The following is a 1,841-nucleotide window of genomic DNA, read 5'->3' on the forward strand; positions in this document are numbered from 1 at the left end:
CCCGCCCGCCCGCCGAGACTGCATGTTGCTGACAACTCGGCGACATCCTGCAACCGAGTTGTCAGACGGCAGCTGTCTCGTCGGAATCGCCGCACGCATCGTCCCGCGCCGACGCGCCGGCTCAGGCCGCGGTGCGTCCCCAGGACTCCAGCGTCGTCGGAACGGATGCCAGGGTCGCCAGCGCCGCGTCGCGGTCGGCGCGGGCGAGGGTGAGGCCGGCCACCACGAGCGAAGCGCACACCGCGGCGAGGGCCTCGACGGCATCCGGGGTCAGATCGGGCCGGCGGTCGCCGACGGCGGCGCGGATCGCGGCCCGCATCTCGGCCGCGTAGTCCGAGACGAGCGTGCGCACCTCGGCGTCCTCGCTGGCGAGCGGCGACGAGCCGGCGTTCAGCAGCAGGCATCCCAACCGGGCGCGGGGCGCGTCGGCGGCGATGGCCGCGCTCATATCGTCGACGTAGGCCTCGAGTGCACCCGGGTCTCCCCCTCCGAGGGGACGCAACCGCGTGCGCACGACGCCGTCGAGGTAGGCGGACAGCACCGCGTCGAACAGGCCGCGCTTGCTGCCGAAGGCGTGGTAGATGCTCGAGCGGGTGAGTCCCGTGGCTTCTTCGAGCTCGGCGATGCCCGCCTCGGCGTAGCCGCGCCGCCAGAAGACGTCCCGCGCGGCGTCGACGACGGCGGAGCGGTCGAAGCTCGGCATCCTGCCCATGTTGTCTCCTCGGAGTGACTCGTGACGGCGCGCCCCTGCGACGGGCGCGAGAACCTCGGGGGCGAGAGGTCGAGCCGGCCCTGTTGCATCCGCGGCGTCGAGGTCTATATTAGACCGGTCGTTACAAAATAACCACGGAGGCATTCCATGCGCGCAGTCATCCACCACGAGTTCGGCGAGCCCGCCGACGTCCTCGGCGTCGAAGAGGTCGAGACCCCGACCCCCGGCCCCGGCGAGGTCCGCCTGCGCATCCTGCTCTCGCCCATCCACAACCACGACCTGTGGACCATCCGCGGCACCTACGGCTTCAAGCCCGAGCTGCCCGCGCGCGCCGGAACCGAGGCGGTCGGCGTGATCGAAGAGCTCGGCGAGGGCGTCGAGGGCCTGACCATCGGTCAGCGCGTCGCCACCGGCGGCACCTTCGGCGTCTGGGCCGAACAGGTCGTCACCGCGGCCGCCGGCCTCATCCCGGTCGCCGACGGACTGTCCGACGAGGTCGCCTCGCAGCTCGTGTCGATGCCCTTCAGCGCCATCAGCCTGCTGCACTCGCTCGACCTGAAGGCGGGCGACTGGATCGTGCAGAACACCGCCAACGGAGCCGTCGGACGCATGGTCGCGCAGATCGCGAAGGCCCGCGGCATCCACGTCATCGGTCTCGTCCGCCGTCAGAGCGCGGTCGCCGAACTGGCCGAGCAGGGCATCGACAACGTCGTGTCGACGGACGCCGAGGGCTGGCGCGACGCCGCCCTGGCGCTCGCCGACGGGGCGCGGATCGTCGCCGGCGTCGACTCGGTCGGCGGTTCGGCCAGCAACGACGTGCTGTCGCTGCTGAGCGAGAACGGCACCCTCGTCATCTTCGGTTCGATGGGCGCGGGCAAGCTCGAGCTGTCGGCGGGCGACATCATCTTCCGTCAGGCGACGGTCAAGGGCTTCTGGGGCAGCGTCGTCAGCAAGACCATGGATGCCGAGACCCGCGGCGCCCTCTTCGGCGAACTGTCGCGCTACCTCGCCGACGGCACGCTGACCCTTCCGGTCGCGGCCACCTTCGGCCTCGAGGACGCCCGCGAGGCCGCCCGCGCGAGCGACTCGCCCCGCGTCGGAAAGGTCCTGCTGCGCCCGTGAGCTGAGC

At 71.7% G+C, this 1,841-nt stretch carries 2 protein-coding genes; one reads left to right on the forward strand and one right to left on the reverse strand.

Annotation, left to right across the window (positions count from 1 at the left end; all coding sequences use genetic code 11):
• Positions 1-121: 121 nt before the first annotated feature.
• A complete protein-coding gene (locus DBR36_RS11685; RefSeq protein WP_108319576.1) occupies positions 122-712 on the reverse strand; it encodes a TetR/AcrR family transcriptional regulator in 591 nt (196 codons plus the stop codon).
• Between the two features lie 147 nt (positions 713-859).
• Between DBR36_RS11685 and DBR36_RS11690 the strand changes: the two genes are divergently transcribed.
• Entirely contained in the window at positions 860-1,834 is a 975-nt protein-coding gene (locus DBR36_RS11690; protein WP_108319578.1) for a zinc-binding dehydrogenase, read from the forward strand.
• Positions 1,835-1,841 lie beyond the last annotated feature (7 nt).

Source organism: Microbacterium sp. HMWF026 (genome assembly GCF_003061325.1).
GTDB classification, from domain to species: domain Bacteria; phylum Actinomycetota; class Actinomycetes; order Actinomycetales; family Microbacteriaceae; genus Microbacterium; species Microbacterium testaceum_E.